This is a genomic window from Claveliimonas bilis, assembly GCF_030296775.1.
GTDB classification, from domain to species: domain Bacteria; phylum Bacillota; class Clostridia; order Lachnospirales; family Lachnospiraceae; genus Claveliimonas; species Claveliimonas bilis.
This window is the reverse complement of sequence record NZ_AP027742.1, coordinates 614,403-636,463: the sequence shown is the minus strand read 5'-3', so window position 1 is coordinate 636,463 and position 22,061 is coordinate 614,403. Positions and strand designations below refer to the sequence as shown.

20 protein-coding genes are annotated in these 22,061 nt (G+C 46.5%); 6 read left to right on the top strand and 14 right to left on the bottom strand.

Translation table 11 applies throughout. The features are described from left to right. Window positions 1-210 precede the first annotated feature (210 nt). From R2J37_RS02985 to R2J37_RS02970, 4 genes are all read left to right on the top strand, one after another. Entirely contained in the window at window positions 211-1,662 is a 1,452-nt protein-coding gene (locus R2J37_RS02985; RefSeq protein WP_316266191.1) for a nicotinate phosphoribosyltransferase, read from the top strand. Between the two features lie 22 nt (window positions 1,663-1,684). Beyond that, a complete protein-coding gene (locus R2J37_RS02980; RefSeq protein WP_316266190.1) occupies window positions 1,685-2,746 on the top strand; it encodes a D-alanine--D-alanine ligase family protein in 1,062 nt (353 codons plus the stop codon). 34 nt (window positions 2,747-2,780) lie between these two features. After that, window positions 2,781-4,151, top strand: a complete 1,371-nt coding sequence (locus R2J37_RS02975) for a UDP-N-acetylmuramoyl-tripeptide--D-alanyl-D-alanine ligase (protein WP_316266189.1) — start codon at window positions 2,781-2,783, stop codon at window positions 4,149-4,151. Between the two features lie 197 nt (window positions 4,152-4,348). Next, complete coding sequence (locus R2J37_RS02970) at window positions 4,349-5,578, top strand: aspartate aminotransferase family protein (RefSeq protein ID WP_316266188.1); 1,230 nt, start codon at window positions 4,349-4,351, stop codon at window positions 5,576-5,578. A gap of 56 nt (window positions 5,579-5,634) precedes the next feature. Here the strand turns inward: R2J37_RS02970 and R2J37_RS02965 are convergent, their stop codons facing one another. From R2J37_RS02965 to R2J37_RS02950, 4 genes are all read right to left on the bottom strand, one after another. After that, on the bottom strand, window positions 5,635-8,085 hold the full coding sequence (locus tag R2J37_RS02965; protein WP_316266187.1) for a cation-translocating P-type ATPase: 2,451 nt from the start codon (window positions 8,083-8,085) through the stop codon (window positions 5,635-5,637). Window positions 8,086-8,238: 153 nt separating this feature from the next. Further along, entirely contained in the window at window positions 8,239-9,018 is a 780-nt protein-coding gene (locus R2J37_RS02960) for a ZIP family metal transporter (protein WP_230107555.1), read from the bottom strand. 39 nt (window positions 9,019-9,057) lie between these two features. Next, window positions 9,058-10,017: a TIGR03943 family putative permease subunit gene (locus R2J37_RS02955; RefSeq protein ID WP_230107146.1), complete on the bottom strand. Its 960-nt coding sequence runs from the start codon at window positions 10,015-10,017 to the stop codon at window positions 9,058-9,060. Between the two features lie 32 nt (window positions 10,018-10,049). After that, on the bottom strand, window positions 10,050-11,162 hold the full coding sequence (locus R2J37_RS02950) for a CobW family GTP-binding protein (protein ID WP_316266186.1): 1,113 nt from the start codon (window positions 11,160-11,162) through the stop codon (window positions 10,050-10,052). 279 nt (window positions 11,163-11,441) lie between these two features. Here R2J37_RS02950 and R2J37_RS02945 point away from each other — a divergent pair, with 279 nt between their 5' ends. Both R2J37_RS02945 and rd read left to right on the top strand, forming a co-directional pair. Beyond that, the gene (locus R2J37_RS02945) at window positions 11,442-11,816 is read left to right on the top strand and encodes a desulfoferrodoxin family protein (RefSeq protein WP_230107148.1); all 375 of its coding nucleotides are present in this window, start codon (window positions 11,442-11,444) and stop codon (window positions 11,814-11,816) included. A 61-nt stretch (window positions 11,817-11,877) separates the two neighbouring features. Next, window positions 11,878-12,039, top strand: coding sequence for a rubredoxin (gene rd / locus R2J37_RS02940; RefSeq protein WP_230107149.1), 162 nt, complete (start codon window positions 11,878-11,880; stop codon window positions 12,037-12,039). A 3-nt stretch (window positions 12,040-12,042) separates the two neighbouring features. On the opposite strand, the gene R2J37_RS02935 is transcribed toward rd, so the two are convergent. The 10 genes from R2J37_RS02935 to R2J37_RS02890 all read right to left on the bottom strand — a co-directional run bounded on the left by R2J37_RS02935 (window position 12,043) and on the right by R2J37_RS02890 (window position 22,020). Next, complete coding sequence (locus tag R2J37_RS02935) at window positions 12,043-12,723, bottom strand: Crp/Fnr family transcriptional regulator (protein WP_256194184.1); 681 nt, start codon at window positions 12,721-12,723, stop codon at window positions 12,043-12,045. Window positions 12,724-12,730: 7 nt separating this feature from the next. Next, window positions 12,731-13,387: an HAD family hydrolase gene (locus tag R2J37_RS02930; RefSeq protein ID WP_230107151.1), complete on the bottom strand. Its 657-nt coding sequence runs from the start codon at window positions 13,385-13,387 to the stop codon at window positions 12,731-12,733. 29 nt (window positions 13,388-13,416) lie between these two features. Then, on the bottom strand, window positions 13,417-14,349 hold the full coding sequence (pfkB, locus tag R2J37_RS02925; RefSeq protein ID WP_316266185.1) for a 1-phosphofructokinase: 933 nt from the start codon (window positions 14,347-14,349) through the stop codon (window positions 13,417-13,419). A 9-nt stretch (window positions 14,350-14,358) separates the two neighbouring features. Continuing rightward, window positions 14,359-15,408, bottom strand: a complete 1,050-nt coding sequence (locus R2J37_RS02920; RefSeq protein ID WP_230107153.1) for a galactitol-1-phosphate 5-dehydrogenase — start codon at window positions 15,406-15,408, stop codon at window positions 14,359-14,361. A 1-nt stretch (window position 15,409) separates the two neighbouring features. Continuing rightward, window positions 15,410-16,930: a xylulokinase gene (gene xylB / locus R2J37_RS02915; protein WP_334306042.1), complete on the bottom strand. Its 1,521-nt coding sequence runs from the start codon at window positions 16,928-16,930 to the stop codon at window positions 15,410-15,412. 21 nt (window positions 16,931-16,951) lie between these two features. Then, entirely contained in the window at window positions 16,952-17,800 is an 849-nt protein-coding gene (locus tag R2J37_RS02910) for a class II fructose-bisphosphate aldolase (protein ID WP_256194178.1), read from the bottom strand. A gap of 29 nt (window positions 17,801-17,829) precedes the next feature. Then, a complete protein-coding gene (locus tag R2J37_RS02905; protein WP_256194177.1) occupies window positions 17,830-18,594 on the bottom strand; it encodes a DeoR/GlpR family DNA-binding transcription regulator in 765 nt (254 codons plus the stop codon). 72 nt (window positions 18,595-18,666) lie between these two features. After that, a complete protein-coding gene (locus R2J37_RS02900; RefSeq protein ID WP_316266183.1) occupies window positions 18,667-19,350 on the bottom strand; it encodes a class II aldolase/adducin family protein in 684 nt (227 codons plus the stop codon). Between the two features lie 181 nt (window positions 19,351-19,531). Then, window positions 19,532-21,067: an FGGY-family carbohydrate kinase gene (locus tag R2J37_RS02895; protein ID WP_316266182.1), complete on the bottom strand. Its 1,536-nt coding sequence runs from the start codon at window positions 21,065-21,067 to the stop codon at window positions 19,532-19,534. A gap of 86 nt (window positions 21,068-21,153) precedes the next feature. Beyond that, window positions 21,154-22,020 carry a D-psicose 3-epimerase gene (locus tag R2J37_RS02890; protein WP_256194173.1) on the bottom strand — a complete coding sequence of 289 codons (867 nt, stop codon included), beginning with the start codon at window positions 22,018-22,020 and terminating at the stop codon, window positions 21,154-21,156. Window positions 22,021-22,061: the final 41 nt, after the last annotated feature.

Genomic DNA, 22,061 nt, shown 5'->3' with positions numbered 1-22,061 from the left:
AGGTGAAAGCCCGCGAGCGAGGTCCCGAAGGGGGCGAGCTTGCATGGCGAATGTTCTGTTAAGGCATAAATACCGCTTTGCGGGGACGAGGCCCGCGAGCGAGGTCCCGAAGGGGGCGAGCTTGCATGGCGAATGTTAACTGCCAGAGACACCATGTCTGCTGACGCAGACATGTAATAAAAAGGTACTAAAAGGAGTTTAAAAGGAACAATGAACAGACACGACCTTACCCTGCTTACTGACTTCTATGAACTTACTATGATGCAGGGATACTACGAAAAGGGGCAGAATGAAACCGTCATCTTTGACGTATTCTTCCGCCAAAATCCAAGCGGAGGCGGATATTCTATCTGCGCCGGACTGGATCAGATAATTGAATATGTAAAAAATTTGAATTTCACTTATGAGGATGTAGATTATCTCCGGAGTCTGGGGATCTTCAGCGAAGATTTCCTGCACTATCTCGGAGGCTTCCACTTTACGGGAGATATTTATGCTATTCCCGAAGGAACGGTAGTCTTTCCAAAAGAACCGCTCATTAAGATCATTGCCCCTATTATGGAAGCACAGCTCGTAGAGACAGCGATCCTGAATATCATTAATCATCAGTCCCTGATCGCCACAAAGGCTTCCCGTGTCGTCTTTGCCGCTAACGGGGACGGTGTAATGGAGTTTGGACTCCGCCGTGCCCAAGGACCCGATGCCGGCCTTTACGGCGCCCGCGCCGCAATGATCGGCGGCTGTGTTGGAACTTCCAATGTTCTGGCAGGCCAGCTTTTTGATGTACCGGTACTTGGTACCCATGCGCACAGCTGGATTATGAGTTTTCCGGATGAATATACTGCTTTTCGCGCTTATGCAGATCTTTATCCTGACAACTGCACCCTTCTTGTAGACACCTATGATACCCTGAAATCGGGTGTTCCAAATGCAATCCGGGTATTCCAGGAAATGAAAGACAGCGGAAATCCTCTGAAGCGGTATGGCATACGTCTGGACAGCGGGGATCTCGCCTATCTCTCCAAGGAAGCGCGGAAAATGCTGGATGAAGCCGGATTTAAAGATGCAGTCATTGCCGCTTCCAACGATCTGGATGAATACCTGCTTCATGATTTAAAAATGCAGCAGGCGGCCATCACTTCCTGGGGCGTAGGAACAAATCTGATCACCTCTAAAGACTGCCCGTCCTTTGGCGGTGTTTACAAACTGGCAGCTATTCAGGATGAATCAGGTGCCTTTATTCCTAAAATAAAAATTTCCGAAAATACGGAAAAAATCACAAATCCCGGAAACAAAACCATTTTCCGGATTTATGATAAGACCACCGGCAAAGTCCGCGCTGATCTGATCTGCTTTGCAGATGAAATTTTTGATCCAAGCGAAGATCTTCTTCTCTTTGATCCGATCGAAACCTGGAAAAAGACAAAGCTGCCCGGCGGATCTTATACTATGCGCGAAATTTTAGTACCTGTTTTCCGCAAAGGAGAATGTGTGTATCAGTCTCCTTCCGTTATGGAAATCGCAGAATACTGCAAACAGGAAAAGAAAACACTGTGGGATGAGACAAAGCGTCTTTTCTATCCACATCAGGTATATGTTGACCTTTCTGAAAGCTTATATCAGGTAAAAAAATCCCTTCTTGACCAGATGGGTATGGACTAGAATATTAAGGAGTGTTAATTTTATGAATATTATTGTACTTGCAGGAGGCTACAGCAACGAAAGAGATGTTTCTTTAAGTTCCGGAGGAAGCATTTGCAAAGCTTTGAGAGAACGGGGCCACAACGCCTATCTTCTGGATGCTTTCCTTGGCCTCCCCACAGCACCTGACAATCTGGAAGAAGTCTTTACTCTCCCGGGCGGCGGACTTGAGATCGCTTCCTGCATTCAGGTAACCGAACCTGATCTGGAAGCATTAAAAGCTTCACGCCCCGGTGATTCAGCAAGCTATCTGGGCCCCAATGTTCTGGAGCTGTGCCGCATGGCGGACATCACATTTATGGCTCTTCACGGCGGCTTTGGCGAAAACGGGAAAATACAGGCAACCTTTGATACACTTGGAATCCGCTATACAGGGCCTAATTCTCTGGGCTGTGCTTTATCAATGAACAAAGGAGTTACCAAAGAAATTTTCCAGATGCAGGGAGTTCCTACTCCGGTAGGGCTTCATGTACCCCACTCCCAAAAAGATCTTCCTCTTTCCGATCTTGGCTTCTCTCTTCCCGTTGTAGTGAAGCCCTGCTCCGGAGGATCCAGCCTTGGCGTACACATCGTGCATACGGATGAAGAATACCGTGAAGCGATGCGCCAGTCTTTCCTGAAAGAGGATGAGGTTGTAATTGAGCCTTTTATCAACGGAAGAGAATATGCATGTGGTATTTTTGACGGAAAGGCGCTTCCTCTGGTAGAAATTGTTCCATCAGACGGATTTTTTGATTATGCGCACAAATATCAGCAGGGCGGTGCGTCAGAAATCTGTCCTGCCACTTCTGTAGACGCAAAAACAACAGCTATGATCCAGGAAGCCGGCGAAAAAGCCTACAAGGCTCTGCGTCTGGATGTATATGCAAGAGCTGATTTTATTGTAGATAAAGAAACGGAGGAATTTTACTGTCTGGAAGTAAACTCTCTTCCGGGTATGACATCCGCAAGCCTTCTTCCCAAAGCAGCAAAAGCAGCAGGATATGAATATGGGGAATTTTGCGAGCTTATCATACAAAAATCTCTGGAAGCGAGATATCAGTAGCTGATTCATTGTCAAAAACAAAAGGGAGATTATCATGAAAAATCTGACGATAGAAAATATAACTAACGCCTGTGGCGGTACTTATCACGGCGATCCTTCCCTCCTTGCAAAGGAGGTAAGCATGGTTACCATAGACAGCCGCCGCCTTGCAGATGACTGCCTGTTTGTGGCAATACACGGCGAAAGGGTCAACGGTCACAAGTTTATTCCTGATGTTATCCGACAGGGTGCACTGTGCGCCGTTTCTGAAGAAGATCTTGGAGAGACTTCTGATCCTTATATTCTTGTAGATTCTACAGCCCAGGCTCTTCTTGATATTGCAAAGCTGTATCGGGATTCTTTTGACATTAAAGTGGTGGGCATCAGCGGCAGTGTCGGAAAAACCAGTACAAAAGAAATGATTGCTTCTGTGCTTTCACAGAAATTCAATGTGCATAAGACACAGGGAAACTTAAACAGTGAATCGGGACTTCCCCTTACTGTCTTTGACCTTCGGGAAGAACACGAGGTTTCTGTTCTGGAAATGGGAATCAATCATTTTGGAGAAATGCGCAAGCTTTCCACAGTGGCAAGTCCGGATATCTGTGTAATCACCAATATTGGAGTGGCTCATCTGGAATTTCTCAAAACACAGGAAGGAATCCTGCATGAGAAAACACAGATGTTCCAGGATATGAAAAACGGAGGTTCCATCATTGTCAACGGCGATGATCCGCTCCTTGCCGAGCTGGGACCTGTAAAAGGAGTTCAGCCTATCTTTTACGGAACTTCTTCCGGATGTTCTGTTTCTGCATCCGGCATTGTGCCTATGGGGCTTCGGGGAACGTCCTGCAGAATCCACACACCTATAGGAGAATTTGACTGTACCGTTCCAACTCCCGGCATGCACATGGTATCCAACGCCCTTGCAGGCGCTGCCGTAGGCTATGTCATGGGACTTTCGTGCGAAGAAATAAAGGCTGGAATTGAACACCTTTCCTTCCTGCCGGGACGAAACAATATTATCCAGACAGAGAAAATCATTATTCTGGACGACTGCTACAATGCGAATCCTGTGTCTATGAAAGCTGCCATTGATGTGCTTAATCTCGGAATCGGCCGACGGGTAGCGATTGTAGGAAGTATGGGAGAGCTTGGTGAAAACGCCGGCAATCTGCACCGGGAAGTAGGCGCCTATCTGGCACAGACCGGCGTAGATGCTGTATTTGCAGTCGGAGATCTGGCCCGCTCCATCACAGACGGCTTCCAGGAACTGGCTCCAAAGCGCTGTGCCCGATGGTTTGCTTCAAACGAAGAACTGATTCCCCTTCTTAAGGATCTTATTCAGGACGGTGACAATATTCTTGTCAAAGCCTCCAACAGTATGCACTTTTCTGAGATTGTATCTGCTCTGCAAGACCTGTAGATCAGAAATGACAATTTGTAAAGTTCGCCGTTTATTATTGAACAGCAGTTCTTTCTCATATTGTACAGAAAAAAAGACAAGCGGGATTCTTGACAGAAAAAATTTTTAAGCATATACTTTAATATCATCAAGGCAAAGAGGCCGTACAAGTGTACGGTCTCTTTTTATTTGTATTTATAGAAAGGAAGGCGTTATATATGAAACTGAAAGATACTGGACTGACAGGAAAAGAACTGAAGGCAATCGTAAGAAAATATATGGTGGAGACATATCCAAGGTTTGATTTCATTGCCGAAAGCGCTGAGGGGATGTATCTGTATGATGAAAAAGGAAATGCCTACCTGGATTTCTACGGAGGTGTGGCCGTAAACAGCCCCGGAAACAGAAATGAAAAAGTAGTGGCTGCCATCAAAGATCAGGCAGATGATATTCTCCACACTTTTAATTATCCCTATACAATCCCGCAGGCTCTGCTGGCAAAGAAAATCTGTGACACCATCGGAATGGATAAAATTTTTTATCAGAACTCTGGCACAGAAGCCAATGAATGCATGATCAAGATGGCAAGGAAATACGGAACTGATCATTTTGGGCCTGAAAAGTATCAGATCATCACGGCAGAACATGGATTCCATGGCCGGACTTTTGGTTCCATGGCAGCAACCGGACAGCCGGATACAACCATCCAGCAGGGTTTCGGTTCTATGGTTCCCGGATTTGTTTATGCAAAATTCAATGATCTGGAAGATTTTGCTTCTAAAATTACCAAAAATACCATTGCTATTATGATCGAACCCGTTCAGGGGGAAGGCGGCGTACATCCGGCTACTCAGGAATTTATGGAAGGCTTAAGAAAGCTGTGTGATGACAATCATCTTCTCCTCCTTCTTGATGAAGTACAGACCGGATGGGGCAGAACCGGAGCTCCTATGGCTTATATGGGATACGGAGTCATGCCGGATGCAGTATCTATGGCAAAAGCAATGGGAGGAGGCATGCCTATCGGAGCCTGCTGCGCCAGGAAGAAAGTTGCAGAAGCTCTGGGAAGCGGAACCCATGGCTCCACCTATGGCGGAAGTCCTATTGCATGTGCTTCTGCTCTGGCATCCATCTCCGAAATCCTGGATCATCACCTGTCTGAAAATGCGGAAGAAGTTGGCAATTATCTGATGGACCAGCTCAGAACCCTGCCTCATGTAAAAGAGGTGAGAGGCCGCGGGCTTCTGGTCGGAGTGGAATATGATCTGCCTATTGCCATGGAAGTAAAATGGGGAACTTTCCGCCGCCGGGCATTGATCACAGCCATCGGAGACAGCATTAACCGTATGATCCCGCCGCTGATCGCTTCCAGAAAAGATGTGGACCGTCTTATTGGCAAGATGAGAGAAGCTATTGAAGAAGCGGCAGAAACACTACAGGCGGCATAGACAGACAAACGGGGAAAGAATGCAAAGATTCCTTTCCCCGTTTGTCTGTTTTTCTCTTACCCGTTTTTTTCGGAACTTTTCTTTCCAATCAGCTTTTTCCCTAACTTTCCAAGTTCTTCCACAACGAAACTCAAGTACCGGAATACCGGCTCCGCTGCTATAGAAAATACAATAAACAGCATAATACATTTTGTGGACATACCCGACATTGCAAACAGATCATCCAGATAAATACTGGAAAAGATCAGGGCAATTCCGCAGCCTATTAAAACAATCATACGCATAGGATTCATGGGCTGACTGATCTTGTAAAGCACCATAAAACCGACGATAGCCAGAAGAATGGTTGCCGCCGTGGAGATATCTCTGCTTCCCACTTCAAAAGTCTGCCCGAAAATCACCAGCGCTCCCACGATCAATACATCTGTCAATCCGCCCGGAAGGGCTTTCAAAAATACATTTGACAGGAAATGTCCTTCTATACGGCTCTTGTTGGGCTCCAGCGCCAGGAAGAAAGCCGGAACGCCGATGGTAAACATACTGATCAAAGAAACCTGTGAAGGTTCCAATGGATAAGTGATCATAAACACTGCAGAAAAGAGAGACAGCAGCAGGGAAAAAATATTTTTTACCAAAAAGAGACTGGCAGAGCGCTGGATATTATTTACGACTCTTCGCCCTTCCAGCACTACGGAAGGCATCTTGGAAAAATCGGACTCCAGAAGAACCACCTGGGCTGCCTGTGAAGCCGCTTCGCTTCCGGAGGCCATAGCAATGCTGCAGTCCGCATCTTTCAAGGCCAGAATGTCGTTTACACCATCCCCTGTCATGGCAACTGTGTTGCCCTGTTCTTTCAAAACCTGGACAAACTGCCGTTTCTGATTGGGTGTTACCCTTCCAAACACCGTATATTTCTCCATTGCTTCTGCCACTTCATGGTCTGTCTTAAGAGAAGCCGCATCCACGTAGTTTTCTGCTCCTTTGATCCCTGCCTGCTGTGCCACCTCCGACACAGTCATAGGATTGTCTCCGGATATGACTTTAATATCCACACCCTGCTGGGCAAAATATTGAAATGTCTCCGGAGCGTTTTCCCGGATCGGATTGGAGAGCATGATATAACCCAGAGGGATTACCTTTTCTTTCAGAGCCTTTCCGTCAATTTCTCCCTCGTATTTTCCGAATACAAGAACCCTGTATCCCTTCTTTGTATACTGCTCAATTTCCGCCTCATAGAGTACGTAATCATCCCTTAATACCATCTCAGGAGCGCCCAGGACATATGCGCCGTCTTTGTAGGTCACACTGCTGTATTTTACCGCCGAGGAAAAGGACGTCTTACTGACCGGCTTTTTCCCTGTATTCTCGCGAAAATGCTCCTTTAAAGCCGCCATAGTGATATTATCTTCACTCATGGCTGCCGCAAAATCTCCGATCATTTTCTCAAGAGGCGGATATTCTTCTTCTTTTTCCCGGTAATCCAGTGTGGGCTCCGCCTTATTGACTGTCATGGTATTTTCTGTGATGGTTCCGGTCTTATCCACACAGAGCACATTCACCCGGGCCAGAGTTTCAATACTTTTCATATCATGGAGAAGAACTTTTTGCCCTGCAAGTCTCATAGCGCTGACAGCAAGGGCGACACTTGCCAGAAGATATAAACCTTCCGGTATCATACCAATGACTGCCGCAACCATGGAAGTAACACTTTGACGAAATCCTTCGTCATTAAAGAAAAAGCTCTGTGAAAACAGGACCAGACCGATGGGAATGATGATGATTCCCACCCATTTTACCAGCTTATTCAAAGAACGGATCATTTCCGACTGTTCCTGGTCATCCATGGCTTTTGCTTCTATTGTCAGCCTGGAAATATAGGAATCCGCTCCCACCTTGTCAAGTCTTGCGTGACACTGCCCGGAAACCACAAAACTTCCGGACATAAGGTGGTCTCCTTTCCGCTTTGTGATCTCATCGGATTCCCCGGTAAGAAGAGATTCATTTACCTGAACCTCCCCGGCCGCAACCACTGCGTCGGCACAGATCTGATTTCCGGCGCTGAAGATCACAATATCGTCGATTACCAGATCTTCCGAATTAACCTGGGATATCTTTCCATCTCTCACCACCCTGGCATGGGGCGCATTGAGCATACTCATCTTTTCCAGTACATTTTTTGCCCGTACTTCCTGTACGATTCCAATTAATGTATTTAAAATAACAACCGGAAGGAAGGTCAGATTCCGGAAAGAACCTACCAGACATAGAAGTATGCCCAGTACTATAAAAATGAGGTTGAAATAAGTGAATACATTTTCATGAATGATCTCTTTTGTAGTCTTAGCCGGAGGATCCACCGCCACATTCGTCCAGCCGTGGAGTCTGTGCTCCTGCACCTGGTTTTCCGTAAGTCCCTCCCGATAATCCGGATCATAACGGGTCGTGGGAATGCGTTCCCTTTGTATTTCTTCTGTTTCCCGGGCATACTGCCTCTTTCTTCGTCTCATGTAATTCATTTCTCCTTTATATCCATCTTATTATATACCCGGATTTTTGTGATTTCTATAAAGGTTCTCTTAAATTTTCTTAAATCATTGCAATGCCAATCTGCAACAACAAGACAGGGACAATGCCTTCTGCATCGTCCCTGTCTGCAGACACTATCCAAGTGCCACATCCAGTATCATCATCAGTACAAATCCGGCTGCAAAGCCGATGGTTCCAATATTGCTGTGTTCTCCCTCATTTGCCTCCGGGATCAGTTCTTCCACCACCACATAGAGCATGGCGCCTGCCGCAAAAGCAAGAAGATAGGGAAGCACCGGAACAAAAAATTTAGACAGCAGTATCGTGATCAGCGCTGCCGCCGGTTCTACCACTCCTGACAGTGTTCCGTAGAGAAACGCTTTGCCTCTGCCAAGGCCGTCCTGGCTTTTCAGCGGCATGGAAATGATCGCCCCTTCCGGGAAATTCTGTATGGCAATTCCAAGAGACAGAGCAAAGGCCCCCATCAGCGTAATCTCAGTATTTTCTGCCAGCATTCCGGCAAAGACAACGCCGACAGCCATCCCTTCCGGGATATTATGAAGGGTCACAGCCATAACAAGCATGGTAGAGCGGCGCCATCCTTTTTTGGGGCCTTCCGGCTCATCGTGATCCATATGCTGATGGGGGACCACTTTATCCAGAAGCAGCAGAAATCCCATCCCGCATATAAATCCCACTGCCGCCGGGAGGAAGGCCAGTTTTCCCATATGTTCTGTCATTTCCATCGCCGGGATCAGAAGAGACCATACCGAAGCCGCTACCATAACGCCGGATGCAAATCCCAGCAGACCTTTCTGCACAAGGGGCCGAATGGTATCCCTCATTAAGAACACACAGGCTGCTCCCAGCGTTGTCCCGGCAAAGGGGATCAGAATCCCAATTACTGTATTGATATCAGGTATTGTATGCAATCTTTTTCCTTCCTTTCCGTTTTAGTTAAAATATACCATTTCATCTTCCGGAGCCTCGGACGCCTCTACAAATTCTGCTTTGATAACAGGCCCCTTCCGGCGGTAAGCTTTCGTATACTCATAACCTACTGTCCCTTTTACCTTCACCCACTGTCCGGGCGAAAGTTTAGGCGCGTAGGCGCTCCTGCAGATATAACCGAGAAAAGTCGTGTCGTCTGCGCAGCAGGTCATTGCCATTCGCCCTGCCACAAATTCTTTTGCCCCAAATCCTCTCGGTTTCAGGACTTTCGCCTTATATTCCACGGTTTTATTCAGATAGCGTTCCGGGTGATCCATCATATCCACGTACCAGATTCCGTAATCCATATCGTCAATCTGCACGACCGGAGCATCCAGATCATAGGGCATGGAATCCTCAAAGATGTTGTCGATCTCGCCTTCCTCATCTTCAAAAATAATCTGGGCGCTCTGGTTCACTACCTTTACACTTCTCCGATAGGAAGCAAGAGGCATATCTTTTGTGCAGCGATTAAACATAACCAGCTCTGCATTTCTTACCATATCCATAAAAAGAGGCTTCATATTGGCAATATAAGTACCGAAAGTAGAGGCGTCTACCATCGTCAGCTTCTGCACAAGTCCCCATCCCTTAGGAACTTCCAGTGCTTCCATTTTGCTCACCGGATACATACCGTTGCATTCAAAGATCACTCTCTCCGGCTTATACTTCTGCTCGACTTCTTCCAGCCATTCCAGGGTAATGTCCTCCGGATCATCTACAGTCAGCAAAGTGGTACGGGACCGCTTCAGCAGATCCTCTCCGTATTCTTCCTCTCCCTCTTCACACAGGATCAGAACCGTGTTTCCGTCAATCTCAAAATATTCCTGTCCCAGAGTGTATCTTAAAAACTGTGTTTTCCCGCTTTCCAGAAAACCTGTCATCAGATATACAACTACTCTGGCATTATCTACCATCTGCATTTTTTGTCACCTGCACTTTTCTTTCTTCATTTTTACATACGGAACAGCTCGCCAAGAGCTTCTTCCTTAAGACCAGAGCCGATCACACAGATTCTTCCGGTATAATCCGGCTGTCCATGGCGGATCTCGATTTCACCGGGTACCATGTCAAAATAGATCCATTCTCCCCGGTCGCCTTCGACCATTCCTTTGGCTCTTAAAACCATTCCATATGTCTCTTCTCTTCCAAGGGCTTCCAATTTCACCTTCAGTTCATTTTCATTGAACTTTTTCACAGTCTCCATGCCCCAGCTTCCGAAGACCTCATCCGCATGGTGGTGGTGATGATGTCCATGGTCGTGGTCATGATGGTGATCATGGCTGCATTCATGGCCGTGGTGATGCTCGTGGCCGCATTCGTGTTCATGGTCGTGACGATGCTCATGCTCGTGGTGATGCTCGTGATCGTGATGGTGGTCATGGTCGTGCTCATGGTGATGTCCCGGGCCATGGTGACCGCCGCACACTTCGCACACGCTTTCCTCCAGCATTTCTTTTTCCAGTGATGGAGCGTGTTTCTCCATAATTTCAAACAGCTTCTTTCCATCTATCTTCTCCGCCGGCGTCGTGATGATCGGAGCTTCGCTGTTCAGCTCTCTCAACATCTCTACCGTCTGCTCCACCTTTGCGTCATCGGCAATATCCGTACGGCTCAAAATAATCGCTCCTGCAGACTCTACCTGATTAGTGTAAAATTCTCCAAAGTTTTTCAGATACATCTTACACTTCTTTACATCGACAACTGTGGTGGCGCTGTTGAGCACAATGTCTGCATCTTCCTTTACTCCTTCTACCGCCCGCTTCACATCGGACAGCTTTCCTACGCCGGATGGTTCGATCAGAATGCGATCCGGATGATATGTGTCGATCACTTCTCTTAAAGAAGCGCCGAAATCCCCCACCAGAGAACAGCAGATGCATCCGGAGTTCATTTCCCGGATCTCAATTCCCGCCTCTTTCAGAAAGCCTCCGTCAATACCGATCTCTCCAAATTCATTTTCGATCAGCACCACCTGCTCTCCTGCAAACGCCTCTTTGAGAAGTTTCTGGATCAGCGTCGTCTTCCCTGCTCCCAAAAAGCCTGATATGATATCTATTTTTGTCATTTTTACCACTCCTATTCTTACACTTTTCTTTTTATGCTTTTTCGCTCATGAAAATATTTTGTCACAAATGAGAACATATTTCAAGTGCAGCATTGATTTATAAGTAGAAATACAGGCAATCCTGTTCTCTTTTTTCTTTATTTAAGTATATTACGGTAATTTTTCAGGAAAAATACTTTTTGGTAACATTTGTTACGGAAATCTGGATTTTACTGTACTAGAATATAGACAAGTAAATGAAATCAAAAAGTCAGACGTGACACAAAAGGAGGGTTTATCATGGCTGAATTTTATAAAGACAAAAACACAAATAACATTTTTCAAAACTTTATTGCTTTTGCCGGTCAGGAAGGAGCACCGGATCTTAGCAAACTCAACGCCAATTCCACAGATGCCGCAACGGAAAAGCATGTACCGTGCGTGGCAATCGAGGGAAACAAAGTAGAGGTTACTGTTGGTTCCGTTCCTCATCCTATGCTGGAAGAACACTATATTGCAGGAATTTATATTGAAACCAGATTAGGCGGACAGTTCCGCACACTTCATCCCGGAGAAGCTCCGTCTGCATCCTTTGTTCTTGCCGAGGGAGATGAGTTTATTGCAGCATATGAATACTGCAATTTGCACGGACTGTGGAAAAAATCTGCAGAATAATTTATAATAAAGTATGTGATAAATAACCAGCGTATCATACGCTGCTAAAGGAGGAAACAAAATGAAAAAATATGTTTGTGAACCATGTGGATATGTATATGACCCTGAAGTAGGCGATCCGGACAACGGAATTGCACCTGGAACCGCATTTGAAGATCTTCCGGAAGACTGGGTATGCCCGATCTGCGGTATGGGAAAAGAAGTATTTGCAGAGGAGGAGTAATCTCTACTCCTCCCCTTCCAGTATATTCTGGAGCATTTCAAAAGAAAGGATGCGGATGCTCTGGCGGCCGTTTCGTTCAATAATGCCGTTCTCCTGCATCCAGGATAACTCCCTGGAAAGAGAGGGTCTTGTCGTATTCAGATAAACGGCAAGCTCCTCTCTTTTCATTGGAGTCACAACTTCAGCTTTCCCCTGGCTTTCCTCCAGAAGATAGCCGGCAATCCTCTGACGCAGATTTCCGCTTGTCAGAAGATATATTTTTCTTAGATTCTTATCTGCTTCCCCTGCAAATATCCGAAGCATGTTGAAAATAATTCTGCTGTGATGCGCACAGTTCTTTACACAAGTTCCATAAAAAAAATGTCTGGATACGCTTAAAAGTTTTACCTCTGTCTTTGCAAAGGCAAAATAGTCATAAATATCATGTTCCAGAAAGAGGTCGATCTCTCCAAATCCCTGCCCTTCGCCAAGATATTCTATAAAATTCTGCCTGCCCAGGGCATTGATCTGTCCCAGCAGTACGGTTCCGGACAAAATAAAATACAGTCTGGAAGGCTGATCCTCCTGTCTGAAGATGTAAGCATCCTGCTCATACGTCTCTATCTTTGCACTGGAACAGACCATACTCCGTTTTGTTTCTTCTTCAGACAGGCCATGAAATAAAGTCAAATTCTCAATCTGCATGTATGTCTTATCTTTTCTCCTTCTCTTTGATCCAGCCGATTACCTGTGAAAGATCAGCAAGCTTTGCGTCTGCTTTTCTTTGAATTTCATCCGGCACTTTCGCAACATCCGGAATATAAATCGCGTAGCTTCCTGCTGCCACAGCGGCCTGCAGCCCCACCGAACTGTCCTCAAGAACCACGCAGTCTCCGGGATCCTGTCCAATCTTTGCGGCAGCTTCCAGAAAAATATCCGGCGCCGGTTTGCTTGCCTGGATCAGATCGCCATAGACACAGTCTGTAAAATAATCATAGACGCCTGCCCGCTTTATAAACGCCTCTGCCCGTATACGTTCCGTGGAAGTCGCCACCACTGCCGGAATCCCGCTTTCTTTCAGGTATTCCAACAATTCCTTCAATCCTTTTTTTACAGGGATTCCCTCTTTTGTCATTTCCTCAAAAAATTCGTGCTTCACTCTGCGGGCTCCGTCATAATCCAGATCTTCTCCGAATCTCCCCATAAAAACTTTTCGGATCGCTGCGGGATTTCTTCCCTGAATCTTATCGATCAGCTCATCCTGTATATCAAGATGAAGCTTCTCTCCTGCCTTTTTCCAACTGATCGCCGAAAGACGTTCCGTATCAAACATCGTTCCGTCCATATCGAATATTACGCCTTTAATCATGCCGCTCCCTCTTTGTATCCTTCCTGATGTTATCCGATCTTTTCTATTGTAATCTGCGGATAAATTGTCTCCATATCTTCCTTTACAAAAAATCCGGTCTCTTCTCTCATAGCCGCTGCCGCCGAGATAGCGCTTGCCTTTCTAAGAGCCTCTACAGGCGTCTGCCCCGCCTCAAAACCAAGGGCAAATCCTGCGATCATAGAGTCGCCGCAGCCCACCGTGTTCACGGCGTTGATCTTCGGCACAACGGCCCGGTACACGCCGTCGTTGCATACACACAAAGATCCATCACTTCCCAGTGAAACCACAACAACTTCAATGCCTCTTTCATGGATTTCTTTTGCGGCCCGGATTATCTCCTGTATATCATGACACGGTTTATTTGTCAACATACGAATCTCATCAATATTGGGCTTGATCATAGTCGGGCAGGCTTTTATTCCTTCTTCCAGCAGCTTTCCGCTGGTGTCAAGAATGACTTTTTTTCCTGCCTTTTTCACCGTTTCCACCAGAATCGGATAAGCCTTTTCATCCAGACCGCGGGGCACGCTGCCTGACATTGCCACCACATCTGCTTCCTTTACAAGCTGCGCGAATTTCTCCACAAATCCCCGGAACTCTTCCTCTTTCACTGTGAAGCCCGGCTCCAGAAATTCTGTCTGCACTTTATTTTTTTCATCCCAGATATTAATACAGGAGCGGCTTTCTGCTGCCAGATGATAAAAAGCGCTCTTAATGCGGAAATCTTTCAGGGACTCCTCAATGTATTGTCCCGCATGACCGCCTACAAATCCGGTCGCCACTACTTCCGCCCCGGCAATAGCCGCCGGTTTGGACACATTCAGCCCTTTTCCTCCCGGAGTGTAGGCGCATTCCTTCATCCGGTTTACCTCTCCGATACGAAATTCTTCTACTACATACCGTTTATCAATCGCCGCATTCAGCGTAACTGTCAGAATCATGGCTTCCTCCTACTCTTCGTTCATCAGCAGAATCTTTCCCTGCACAAGTCCCGGAGTCTTGTACATCTGGAATGCCTCCTGGGCCTGACTCATGGGCATTTTTTTGTAGATAAATCCGGGGTCAAATTTTAACTGTCCTGTTGCAAAATAATGTGCGGTAAGTTCCCATTCTCTTCCCGGGAAAGGTGCGCTGTAGGACATCCATGAACCTGTCAGATGAAATTCTTTTCGGTTCATTTTTTCCCACAACGCCGGCGTAAAGGTAATCTCCTTATGGGGTGTCCCGATACAGCAGACATTGGCTTTGTTTGCCGCAACCTCAAAAGCCATTTTCAAAGTAGGTTCCTGGCCTGCCGTCTCGAAGACAAATCCATATCCTTTTCCACCTGTAATTGCCATCGCTTTTTCCATGAAGTTCTCTTCCGTTGTATTAATGACGTCGTCAGCGCCAAGGCGTTTTGCAAGCTCCAGCCTCTCATCGCTGATATCAAAAACTACTACTTTTTTGGAACCGAATATTTTCGTCCACTGCATCGTAAACATTCCGATGGTTCCGCCTCCCAGGATTGCCACATATTCTCCACCTTTATAATCGTTCTGGATAACGCCGTGAAGGGCAACCGTAGACGGCTCAAACATGGCACCCTGCTCATAGGGAATGGATTTGTCAAATACAACTGCATTCTGTTCCGGAATCACAACATAATCTGCATTGCTCCCCTGCTGCCTGGAACCAATGAAACTGTAATGCTTGCAGAGAGAAAAATTTCCATTCTGGCAGTCATCACATTTCATACAGGGAAGAAGGGGCGCTCCGGAAACTCTGTCGCCTACTTTTACTTTTGTCACTCCTTCTCCTACTTCCACCACATCTCCTGAAAACTCATGTCCCAGAACAATGGGATAAAAATGCACACCATTATGGAGTACACGGGGAATATCCGATCCGCATATGCCGGAAGCCTTTACCTTGATCTTCACTGTCCCCGGCGTAACCTGCGGTTCCTCATAATCCATATAACGTACATCTTCATTTGCACATACAACAGCTGCTTTCATCTTATTCCTCTCCCTTTCTTTTCATTGTTTCTTTTAAATCTTCATATAATTCCAGGTAAAGCTTATAGTTCTTGTCATAAGCTTCCCGCACTTCCGGATTTGGCGTATGACGCCGTTTAATAACAACTGTCTTTTTCACTGCCTCCTCAAAGTCTTTATACATGCCGACTCCCACACCTGCCAGGATAACGGCTCCCAGTGTCGTCGCCGTATCGGAGGACGGCACAATGATTTCCTTGCCCGTTACATCAGCCTTGATCTGTGTCCACAGAAGAGAATTTGCGGAACCGCCCATAGCCCGAAGCTCACTGGCCACGGCGCCTGCTTCTTCGGCCGCCTCCAGATTATGGCGCAGGGAAAATGCAACTCCCTCCATGGCTGCCCTTACGAAATGCCCTTTTGTCTTACTGAAATCCAGTCCGTAAAAGACGCCTTTTGCATGGGGATCCCAGATTGGCGATCTCTCACCTGACATATACGGAAGAAAGACCATTCCGTCACTTCCTGCCGGGACCTTTTCTGCGATTTCATTAAAAATCTGGAGCGAACTCTTTCCGATCTCTTTTCCGATCAGCCTTTCGTAATCTGCAAACTCCTGTTCCATCCAGCGCATAACACCGCCTCCGCCGACGGTTCCTCCCTGGAGGATCCACTGATTCGGCGCTGCATGGTAGCTTAAGATCAGCCTTTCATCCGCCTTGTATGTATCCATGCAGATGCTCATGCCTCCTGCCTGACCGCCCTGCTCCTGTGTCTCTCCCGGGTGGATCACTCCTGCTCCCAGCGTTCCGCAGGCGGCATCCAGCGCCCCCGCCACAACGGGGATTCCTGCTGTCAGGCCGCATTCTGCTGCCGCCTTTTCCGTCACTGTCCCAATAATATCATGGCTGGCATAGATATCCGGCAGGAAGGAAGGATCCACTCCCAGCTCCTTGCACATATCCATGTCCCACTCTCCGGTTCTCATCCGGAAACAGTGAAGCCCATACCCTTGCGTCAGCTCCTGGCTGACTTTTCCTGTCAGGCGAAAACCTATATAGCTGTTGGACTGAAGCACTTTGTAGGTATGTTTGTATACTTCCGGAAGATTCTCTTTGTACCAGAGAATTTTGGGAGTCGTGTAAGAGGGCTTAAATGGATTGCCGCACACTTCAAAAATACGTTCCTCTCCCACCTGCTTTCCTACTCTCTCACAGATGTCAGCTGCCCTTGTATCCATCCAGATCGGAGTATTGGTCAGAACGTTTCCTTCTCTGTCAATCGGAATAGCCGACCAACTCTGTCCGTCGATTCCGATTCCGGCGATTTCTGACGGACGGATCTTCCCTTTTTCCAGGGCCGCTTTAATAGCCGAAGACACCGCCTGCCACCACTCGTCAGGATTTTGTTCCGCCCATCCGGCATGAGGATAATAGACCTGATATGCTCCGCTTGCACTTGCTTTTACCTGTCCTTCCTCATCAAATACGGCGATCTTGCAGGCGCTTGTTCCGATATCAATTCCTAATAAATACTGTCCCATAGCACCACTCATTCTTTCTCTTTATGCTTTGCCGTTGCAACCGCATACGCACATGCGTTCTTTTACCAGTTCCTTTACTGCTTCCATGCCGGCTATACCAAGCTTTTTCGGATCAAATGTCTCCGGTTTTTCCTGAAGAAGTTTCTTTCCTGCCTCTGTATAAGCCACACGCAGTTCTGTTGCAAAATTAACTTTACACATTCCTCTTCTGACACATTCTTTTACATCCTCATCACTAAGGCCGGAAGCACCGTGAAGGACCAGAGGTACAGACACCAGTTCTTTTACTTCCGATACCCGCTCTTTATCCAGTACAGGGGTTCCCGCATAGAATCCATGAGCTGTTCCGATCGCAATTGCAAGAGAAGAAACCCCGGTGCGATCTACAAATTCTTTTGCTTCCTGGGGATCTGTGTTTCCGTCCTCTTCCGCCTCCAGGTCGTCTTCTTTTCCGCCTACTTTTCCAAGCTCTGCCTCTACCGGAATGCCGCAGGCCTTCGCTACATCTACGACCTTTTTGGTCAACTCTACATTGTGTTCAAAATCTTCATGGGAGCCATCGATCATAACAGAAGTATATCCTGCCTTGATGGCCTGTACAGCCAGCTCAAAACTGCTGCCGTGATCCAAATGGAGGCAGACCGGAACGGAGGCTTTTTTCGCTTCCGCCGACACCATTGCAAAATAGGTTTCCAGTGTACCGTATTTTACAGTTGAAGGAGTGGTCTGCAGCATAACCGGCGCTTTCACTTCCTCCGCTGCTGCGATCACTGCTTTTACCATCTCCATGTTTTCTACATTGAATGCCCCAACGGCATATCCGCCCTCTCTGGCGTCTGTCAGCATTTTTTCAGATGTTACTAATGGCATTGTTTTTTTCTCCTTTTCTCTTTTATTATTTATTTTGGAAAGACACAGTCTATCCGGTGCTCTTTTAATTTCTGAAGCCATTTCTCTTCCGGCTTCTGATCTGTTACAAACTTAGTGATGTCAGCCCACTCTGCCACTTTCGTAAAAGCGGTATTGCCAAACTTACTGTGATCGGCAGCTAAAATCCGCTCTTTTGCAGCGTAAAGCATCATGCGTTTACTGCTGGCATCCTGTTCATCCGAATCGGTAAAACCATTTTCCAGATCCACTCCCTTACAGGAAATGATCGCTTTATCCACATGATAGGAAGAGAGCACCTCATCGGTGCGCGGACCTACAAGGGCGAAGGATTTCTCTCTGGAAACGCCTCCTGTAGAAATCACGGTCCACTCCGGAACATCAAAAAGCTCTACGATCACCTCCACAGAATTTGTGATCACTGTCAGTTTTTTCTTCTCCTTCAGTGCACGGGCAATGTATACGTCTGTAGAGCTGGCGTCCAGCATCAGGGCTTCCCCGTCTCTTACCATATCAGCGATCAGTCTTGCGATTTTTTGCTTCTCCGCCACCCTCTGCTTTTTTCTGATATTAAAAGGAAGGTCAAAAAAGCTTTGTTCCTTGAGGACCGCTCCTCCGTAACTTTTCACAACAAGTCCGTCGTTTTCCAGCTTTTCCAGATCACGGCGTATCGTTTCCTCCGACACGTTATATGCAGCGCTCAGCTCGCTGACTACAACCCTTTTTTCTTCCTGAAGTCTTTCCAGTATGTCATTTCTTCTCTCTATTGCAAGCATTTCTTTCCTCTTCACTTTTTTTATCTTTTTTGATTTTGCTTTGATCTTTGCTTTAGCTCTGCTGCCTGAAGATCAATCCAGATTCATCCAGTCTGCCGGATGTCTGCCTGTCAGCCCATAGTCTTTACGCATTCCGTAAAGTCTCTTTACCTGCTCTTTATCCAGCACCTTGGGACCTCCCAGCATCATGGACTGATAAAGAAGCCTTGCGTAAAACTCCAGAGATTCCATTTTATGATATGCGCCAAGAAGACTGTCCCCATAGGTCAACGCTCCATGATTTTCCAGAAGCACTGCGTCATAATAAGGGAGATACTCCGATACAGCGTCCGGAATTTCCATAGTGGACGGCGTTCCGTATTTTGCAAGCGGAACCTCTCCAAGTCCCAGCACCGCCTCCGGCATGATCGGCTTTTTCAGCGGCATGCCGCATACCGCAAATGTAGTGGCATACATGGGATGGGCGTGTACCACCGCTTTTACATCTTCCCTCTCCTCATAAACTCTCATATGCATTTTTATTTCAGAAGAAGGCCTGAACTCTCCATTTGCTTCGAGTATATTCCCCTTGGCATCCACCTTGCAGATATACTCCGGCGTCATAAATCCCTTGCTCACTCCGGTCGGCGTACATAAAAACTCATTATCGCTCAATTTCACAGAAAAGTTGCCGTCATTGGCCGCAACCATTCCCCGGTTGTACACTCTTTTCCCAATCTCGCACATCTCTTTTTTTATATCCATTTCACTCTGCACTATTATCGCCTCCTTTTTTGGTTTTTTGTATGTTCTGATTTGATATTATCACATAATCCCTCGTAAATCAAATGTTTTATGTGTTGTTTTGTGTTGTTTTTTTGACTTTTTTACAAAAATACCCGGGGTATAATGCAATTTGGGACGTAACACTTTTAAAAAGTGTTACGTCCCAAATTGACTATTCCGCTGCTTTTGTAAGGTCTTTCATATCTTCTTTCAAATGATTGTAAATACTCTTGTACAGACGGAAATATTCATTATATTTCTTGTGATTTTTTTCGTCAGGCATGATCTTTTCATCCAAAACCTGCCATTTCTTTACTTCTTCGTATGTAAGAACTCCTGTTCCGATTCCGGCCAGCATAACATCCCCCATGTTTGCTTCTACATCGTAAATAGGGCATACAACCGGATATCCTGTTACATCTGCAAAAATCTGACGCCATACTTTGGATTTTGTTACGCCTCCGGCGATCAGGATATATTCTCCTAAGTCTTCGCCGGTTGCTTCCATCGCATCCCGCAGGCAATATGCTACTGCCTCAAGGAATGCCCGGTAAAGGTGACCTTTGGTATGGGTCAGTGACAATCCAACGATGGTTCCTTTTGCATCAGAATCCCAGACCGGGCTTCTCTCGCCCATAAAGTACGGAAGTACGACCAGCCCTTCGCTTCCTGCCGGAATTTTTTCTGCTTCGCCGTTAAGGACGTCGTATACGCTTGGCCCACCGTTCTTCTGATTTTCAATCTCCCACTGACACAGGGTATTGCGGAACCATTTTACAATGGCGCCTGCTGTATTACCTCCGGCGAAGTAGTAAGACAGTTTTTTTGCATCATAGAGGTAAGGCCAGATGATCAGTCCTTTTCCTTTTACCGGTTTGTCTGAAATCAAAGCTGCACACATGGATGTTCCAATAGCAGCTGCATAGACACCGGATTCAAATACACCGAGTCCTATGTTTGCCGCACCGCAGTCAATACCGCTTGCGATCACCGGCATTCCCTCGCACAATCCCAGCTCGTCAGCAATTTCTTTCGTCAGCCCGCCGACAATATCTGTGGATTCCACAATTCTCTGAGGCATCATGAACATCGGGATTCCCATGGCATTCAAAAGCTCCTCCGACCAGGTACGGGTATTCATATCAAAGATACCGCCGATATTTCCTGCCGAAGAATAATCAATGGCAATCTCTCCTGTCATTTTATAGATAACGTAATCATTTGGAGGAAGAAAAAGTTTTGTACGCGCCCAATTTTCCGGTTCGTGATTTTTCATCCATAAAATCTTTGTGTATCCATAGTATGGATCTGCTCCATTGTGGGTAATTTCAAGAAGTTTCTCTTCTCCGATGTGTTCCAGCACCCACTCTGTTTCGTCTTTTGCACGTCTGTCCATCCAGATCATGCAGGGGCGGACAGGATTCATATTCTCATCCAGCGGAATACCTGAACCTCCGTAAAGGCCGCTGATAGCGATGCCTTTAATATCCTCTTTCTTTATTCCCTGTTTTACAGCTTCCTCCACTGTACGGCGGATGGACTCTTTCGTCGCCTCATACCACACATCCGGCCACTGTTCTGCCCACAGCGGCTTTGGAGTCAACACATCATATTCCTCCAAATCCTGTGAGATCAGCTTTCCGGTGGTATCCATCAAAATTGTTTTTGTCCCTGACGTACCAATGTCTGTTCCCAATAAATACTGCATCACTTTTCCTCCTGTTCATTATATAAAGTGATTTTATAAAACTTATTTACAGAATAAGATATAACAGGAGTTTTGTCAATAGATTTTTATCCTTCAAACATGTATCTCTCAAACGTAACAGCATCTGCCGCATCTTTATCAAGCTGCGCTTCCGAAGCGCCTCTGCTGATATCTCTCCATACCTTGATATCAGAGCCTACCTGCCCTCCCATGCGTACAAACGGTTCCATGACAACTGTTCCGTCATAGTGAATGTCACGAAGCGCCTCTCCGATCTCTCTCCAGGGCATTCTGCCTTTTCCGGGAACCATACGATTGCATTCTCCTGTATGGAAATGTCCGAGAAGGTTTCCCGCCTCACGGATGGCTGCACCCATGCTGACTTCTTCAATATTCATATGGAACGTATCCAGCATTACTTTTACATTGTCCATTCCCACTTCTTTTACAAACGTTACGCCCTCTGCAGCCGTATTCAGAATATGGCTTTCAAAACGGTTCAAAACTTCCATTCCCAGCATGATATCGTACTGCTTCGCCTCTTCGGCAAGAATCCGGATCCCCTCTGCACTGCGTTTCCAGTCTTCCTCTTTATCAGCCTTGGAAAAATCTACCGGCCAGTAGGAATAAATGGCACCGCCTATCTTATGAATATCCAGCTTGCCCATCACCTCAAACAGTCTCTTATACCATTCCATAGCGCCTGCACGTACCTCCGGTTCCACGGCGCCGATGTTATGCTCATAAGTAGGACCATATCCGGCTGTCAGGATCACGCCATTGTCCTGGGCGCATTTTCTCAGCTCACTGATTTCCTGGTCTGTATAGTCCGGCAGAGGAGCCGCTCCCACTTCCAGGATATCAAATCCCAGTTTGCTTACTTTTTCTACATACTTTTTGTAATCCGCTGCCCATTCCTGCTCCCAGTACGCATAATAAATTCCATATTTCATTTTCATCTCTCCTTTATGTTTTTATTTTTACACTACATCCT